The sequence below is a fragment of the Ruminobacter amylophilus genome (genome assembly GCF_900115655.1).
Taxonomy (GTDB): Bacteria; Pseudomonadota; Gammaproteobacteria; order Enterobacterales; family Succinivibrionaceae; genus Ruminobacter; species Ruminobacter amylophilus.
Map to the genome: position 1 here is coordinate 1 of NZ_FOXF01000084.1, position 5,057 is coordinate 5,057.

The 5,057-nt window shown below is 33.9% G+C and carries 5 protein-coding genes; 4 read left to right on the forward strand and 1 reads right to left on the reverse strand.

All coding sequences use genetic code 11. The annotated features are described in order from the left end of the window. Window positions 1-501: 501 nt before the first annotated feature. The 4 genes from BMY80_RS11695 to BMY80_RS11710 all read left to right on the forward strand — a co-directional run bounded on the left by BMY80_RS11695 (window position 502) and on the right by BMY80_RS11710 (window position 4,803). Window positions 502-1,986, forward strand: a complete 1,485-nt coding sequence (locus tag BMY80_RS11695; RefSeq protein ID WP_218140369.1) for a site-specific DNA-methyltransferase — start codon at window positions 502-504, stop codon at window positions 1,984-1,986. A 27-nt stretch (window positions 1,987-2,013) separates the two neighbouring features. Continuing rightward, on the forward strand, window positions 2,014-2,886 hold the full coding sequence (locus BMY80_RS11700) for a GIY-YIG nuclease family protein (RefSeq protein ID WP_093143891.1): 873 nt from the start codon (window positions 2,014-2,016) through the stop codon (window positions 2,884-2,886). Window positions 2,887-3,089: 203 nt separating this feature from the next. Further along, a complete protein-coding gene (locus BMY80_RS11705; protein ID WP_093143893.1) occupies window positions 3,090-3,965 on the forward strand; it encodes a KAP family P-loop NTPase fold protein in 876 nt (291 codons plus the stop codon). Window positions 3,966-4,002: 37 nt separating this feature from the next. Beyond that, window positions 4,003-4,803 (forward strand): hypothetical protein, encoded by an 801-nt coding sequence (locus BMY80_RS11710; protein ID WP_093143896.1) that lies wholly within the window; start codon window positions 4,003-4,005, stop codon window positions 4,801-4,803. A gap of 4 nt (window positions 4,804-4,807) precedes the next feature. Here BMY80_RS11710 and BMY80_RS11715 read toward each other — a convergent pair. Next, window positions 4,808-5,057: transposase (locus tag BMY80_RS11715; protein WP_143066536.1), on the reverse strand; the 250-nt coding region annotated here is incomplete at its 5' end.

Below are 5,057 nucleotides of genomic sequence, written 5' to 3' on the forward strand. Positions count from 1 at the left end.
AATAACGAAGTTAGAGAGCTAATGCCTGATAACTGTTTAATTAGAGTAAATTTATAGCCGGATGTGATTACTTAAACATCTGAAACTGACAGTGATTTAGATAAGACGTTTTTCATCAAGAAGGTTTGAATTATCTACGATGTAACTATGATGGCACTATGAACAGTGATCCTCGACGACAGACAAATAGAATTCGCGGCGAACCATTGACCTGAGGTATCCAATCCACGTATAACAGAGTGGCCAATGCCGTGCTTACACTGAGGAAAATGTCTTGCCTAAATTTCTGCTTGACAAAGGTCGTTTCATAACAGTTACACTAGATTCAAGAACAAAATAGGTCTTGCTGATGAGAACGGAGAACTAATATCAGCTTCCGGAAAAGTTGAATTAGTATTCCCATACAAAGATTGCGTCTTAGAAGGTGGACAGACAAAAGAGGAACAAAAACGAAAGGAAATATTTTATAACGAGGCATTAGCTAGATCTGAAATAGATAAGTTGCTATATCCTAAAGTTTTAATTAATGCCGTTCGATGCGATACAGAAGGTGAAAGTAGAACGTCAGAATTTTGTAATGACGATAATTTGATTTTAAAAGGTAATAATTTACTGGCTCTTTCAACTTTATTAAAACGCTACGAAGGAAAAGTAAAATGTATTTATATTGACCCACCTTATTATTTTAAAAATTCACGTGCAACAGACACATTTAAGTACAATTCGAATTTTCATTTCTCTAGCTGGCTTGTGTTCTTAAAGAATCGACTTGAAATTGCTAAAAAACTAATGTGTCAAGGGGCTACGATTTGGATAAACATCAGTGAAGATGGTATGCACTATCTTAAAGTAGTATGTGACGATATATTCGGTGCAGATCATTTTGTGGGTACAATTCCAAGAAGAACAAGGAGCGGAAAATCTGACGTTCCGTTTAATTTTTCACAGGATTTTGATTGGCTATTGGTCTATACCAACGTTTCAGAAAATACTGATGTTATGGGGCGTACTATAGAACGTCAATATTACGAAACAGATGATTATCCTGGAAGACCATGGAGACTCGCTGATTTGACATCCCAACAGCCCGCTAGTAAACGCCCTAATTCTTTTTTTACCATGGTAGATCCTAAAACTGGAAAAGAATATCCAGCAAGTGAGAAGAGAACTTGGGCGGTTACAAAAGAAACGTTTGAAGAATACTATAAACAGGGGGCTATTGTTTTCCCAGATGATTACGATTTTTTAAATATTTCAAAACCCTATTCTAGAAAATTTAAATCCGATGATGATAAGAATGGTAAATTAAGTTCTGTGATATCTGATTTTCAGATTCAATCTTTCCTAAAAGATGTCTTAAATAATTGCAAAAATGCTGATGGTAATACACAAATCGATATGTTATTTGGTCGAGATGAATTTGACTATGCAAAACCTGAAAATTTGATTAAAGCCATTTTAGAGGTAACAACACATAAAAACGATCTTGTTTTGGATTTTTTTCTTGGGTCTGGAACTACCGCTGCGGTTGCACACAAAATGGGGAGACAGTACATAGGAATTGAGCAACTTGAATATGTTAAATCATTGACTGTTAATCGTTTGAAAAAGGTTATCTCGGGAGAAAATGGCGGTATTTCAGCAGATGTTGATTGGCAAGGTGGAGGCTCGTTTGTTTATTGTGAACTGGCAAATTTAAATCAAAATTTTGTGGAAGAAATCCAATCAGTAACGACTGAAGAAGAAGTAAAAGATATTTATTCTCGCATTATGAAATTAGGCTTTATTTCCAATAAGGTTAAGCCACAAGAGATCAATGAAAATATTGATGATTTTTATGCACTTTCTCTTGATGATCAAAAGAATTTTCTTATGGAATTGCTTGATAAAAACTTGCTGTATATAAATTACTGTGACATTGATGATCAGGAATTTGGTGTTAGTGAAACTGATAAGGCTTTTACAAAGAGTTTTTACGGAGAGTAACACATATCACAATAAGGAGTTCGTTTCATGACTCGTGGCAAATGTATAAGTCTTTATTTGATTGATGGCGATGTTAATGGTCGTATTAAATGTACCTTGGCAAACTGGACAGGTCTCGTAATAAAGATACCTCGAACTGCTTTAGACCTATGTAAAGATCGCGAAGAGCTTAAGCAGACCGGTGTTTACTTATTATTTGGCAAAGATGATTTGAGTGAAAAGAGTGTTGTTTATGTCGGCCAGGCAGGAGTTCGAAAGAATGGAGAGGGGATACTTTACCGTTTACTGGAACATAACCGCAATCCAAAAAAGGACTACTGGACAGAAGCTATAGCCATCACCACTTCAAACGATTCATTGGGACCAACTGAGATTAGCTATTTGGAACATCGTTTATGCCAGCTTGCTACAGAGGCGAACAGATACGATGTGAAAAACGGAAATGAACCTACTCCAGGAAATCCATCTGAAGAAAAACAGAGTGAACTAGAGGATTTTATTGATTATGCAAAGGTAATTGTTGGTACCTTGGGACATAAGGTTTTTGAACCATTAGTGGCCAAGAGTAACTTAAATTCTTCAGATGATGAGTTAGAGTTTGTATGCAAAAGGAATAACGGTATCGATGCTCGAGCTATTAGGACTTCAGATGGTTTCGTTGTAAAGAAAGGTAGCAAAATTGCAAGAATGGTGACCAAAAGTTGTCCTGAGTATGGTTTGAAAAAGAGAGAACAGTACAAAGCTCAGATTGATGAAAATTTTGTTTTGCTTGAAGATATACTCTTTAATACACCTTCTGGAGCTGCCTGCTTTGTTTGTGGCTCAAGTGCCAATGGTAATATTGAGTGGAAGAATTCAGAAGGGATAACATTAAAAGATCTGGAATCCAAAACGGAATAAATAATACTTCAAATAGGGATAGGCATTTCTGTATTTTACGAATTTGAAGGTGAAATCTACCAAGAGGAAAGAGCTTGTTGGTACATGTGGTAACCTCATAACAACTGAAATCACTTAGGAGTAATTAGAGTCTTATTATCGATAAATCTGATTAAAGCCCCTTCCAATTTCGTGAAAAAGTAAAAATTATATTTAGGTAAAATATGTTTAACGCTGATAGAGCAATAGAAAACAAAAAAGATGACTTATTGGGTCGAGCACCATTTTCTGCGCAATTGGGGAGAGATATATACGAATATAATGGAGAAGATAGTCTTGTTATTGCAATTTATGGCAAATGGGGAACAGGAAAAACGTCCATCGCCAATATGGTTTTAGAGGAGATAGAAAGCCTATCTGAAAGCAATAAAAACGAAACAATCGTAATCAAATTTGAACCATGGAACTATTCAGATCAAGATAATTTAATACACCATTTTTTTAATTTATTGGAAAATGCTATTTCAAGTGGTAACGTAGCTACGTTAATGAAAAATGTCAGAAAAATTCTTAAAAAATACTCCAAATATTTTGAATTAATTCCATACGAAAATCCTTGGAATAAATTTTTTTGTACCTCTATGATAAACCTCTTAAGAGGAAATCTAGATTTATATTCTTGTAAAAATAAACTAAAAGATGCGCTCCTCGAAGCTAACAAGAAAATAGTGGTTCTGATTGATGATATAGATCGCCTTACAAATTCACAAATAAGAAATATTATTCAAATAGTTAAACAAATTGGAGATTTGCCTAAAATTACATATATTCTGGCAATGGACAGAGAAGTTGTTGCTCACGCACTAGAAGATGATTGCTGTAATAATGGTAATGAATATTTGGAAAAAATAGTACAAATACCATTCCAAATACCACCACTTTCTCAAGTAAAATTGCATGAAATTTTTCACAACAAATTGGGCAGTAGCATTCGTAGTGTATCCAAAAATATAGCCATAAGGGATAATTACTATTGGTGTACTGTACTCGACAATTGCATATTTCCTTATCTATATACTATATACTATAAGAGATATTAATAGAGTAATTAATATTTTTAATTTTAGATATGGCATTTTGTGTGAAGAAATCCCCTTTGAAGAAACGATAGGCATCACTACAATTGAAGTTTTGAATCCTAAACTTTTTGAATGGATTACAAATAATACTAATGTCTTATGGACTGAGAAAGATCCTTATACGTTAAATCAAGATAATGTTAAGAGCTTTTTCTGTGATCAATTTAAAGCGATAGGAATAGATCCTGCTCAAGCAATCAATAGCGTTGCTACTCTTTTCCCAATCTTTGCCAGCAACATAGGGATGAGTATCTCCAGAAAGGCAAACTTTAATAAATCCGTTCAAAAACAACAATTTAAATTATTTTTAAGCTATGCAGTCGACGAAATTAAAGTACCTAGATCTGATATAAATGATTTAATCTACACAATAAATAAGTTTGATTTAAAAAGAAGTATAGAACAAATAAATAATGACGGAAATTTGGAATTTGTTATAGAAAGAATTACATCTGATATTGATATGATTCCACTTCACCGATTAAAAATGTTAACTTCTGCTTTTATAAATTTAACAGAAAAACCAATAAAATATAATCAATATTGGTTTGATGATATCGTAACTAATTTTGCTATTAAGTTAATTCAAAAAATGCCCACAAAAGAAGAGAGGTACAGCCTATACGAAGATTTATTATCGAACAGTTGTGATAAATCATTAGGTATTATAGCACAGATGCTAATTGTTGAAAGAAACAGTAGTCAGTCAGCTTTTTTCACACCTCTTGACTCATTGTTTCTACAAAAAATAAAGAGAGTGAACGCGATTCCGTGTAAACCCTTGTTAAGCCCCTTTTGAAAAATTATCTAATGTACCTAGCTATCCTTGTGCTGGTTTCATCAAGACAGGATAGCTGGTTCAGAACCTTTGCCCAATTCTGTATTTTAGCATTGTTCCATTTCTTGGCAAGTTCACCCGTAATTCTGAGATAGAAAATTTTAAATACCGAATTTTCATTTTCAAAGAATCCCTTTTTAGTGACCTTTCTAAGGCTGGAATTTACAGACTCAATGGCATTGGTCGTATACATCACTTTGCGTATGTCGGCCGGA

Excerpts from the sequence above, each read along its gene's own strand:
- BMY80_RS11700 (WP_093143891.1), top strand. The coding sequence starts at position 2,014 with ATGACTCGTGGCAAATGTATAAGTCTTTATTTGATTGATGGCGATGTT.
- BMY80_RS11705 (WP_093143893.1), top strand. The coding sequence starts at position 3,090 with ATGTTTAACGCTGATAGAGCAATAGAAAACAAAAAAGATGACTTATTG.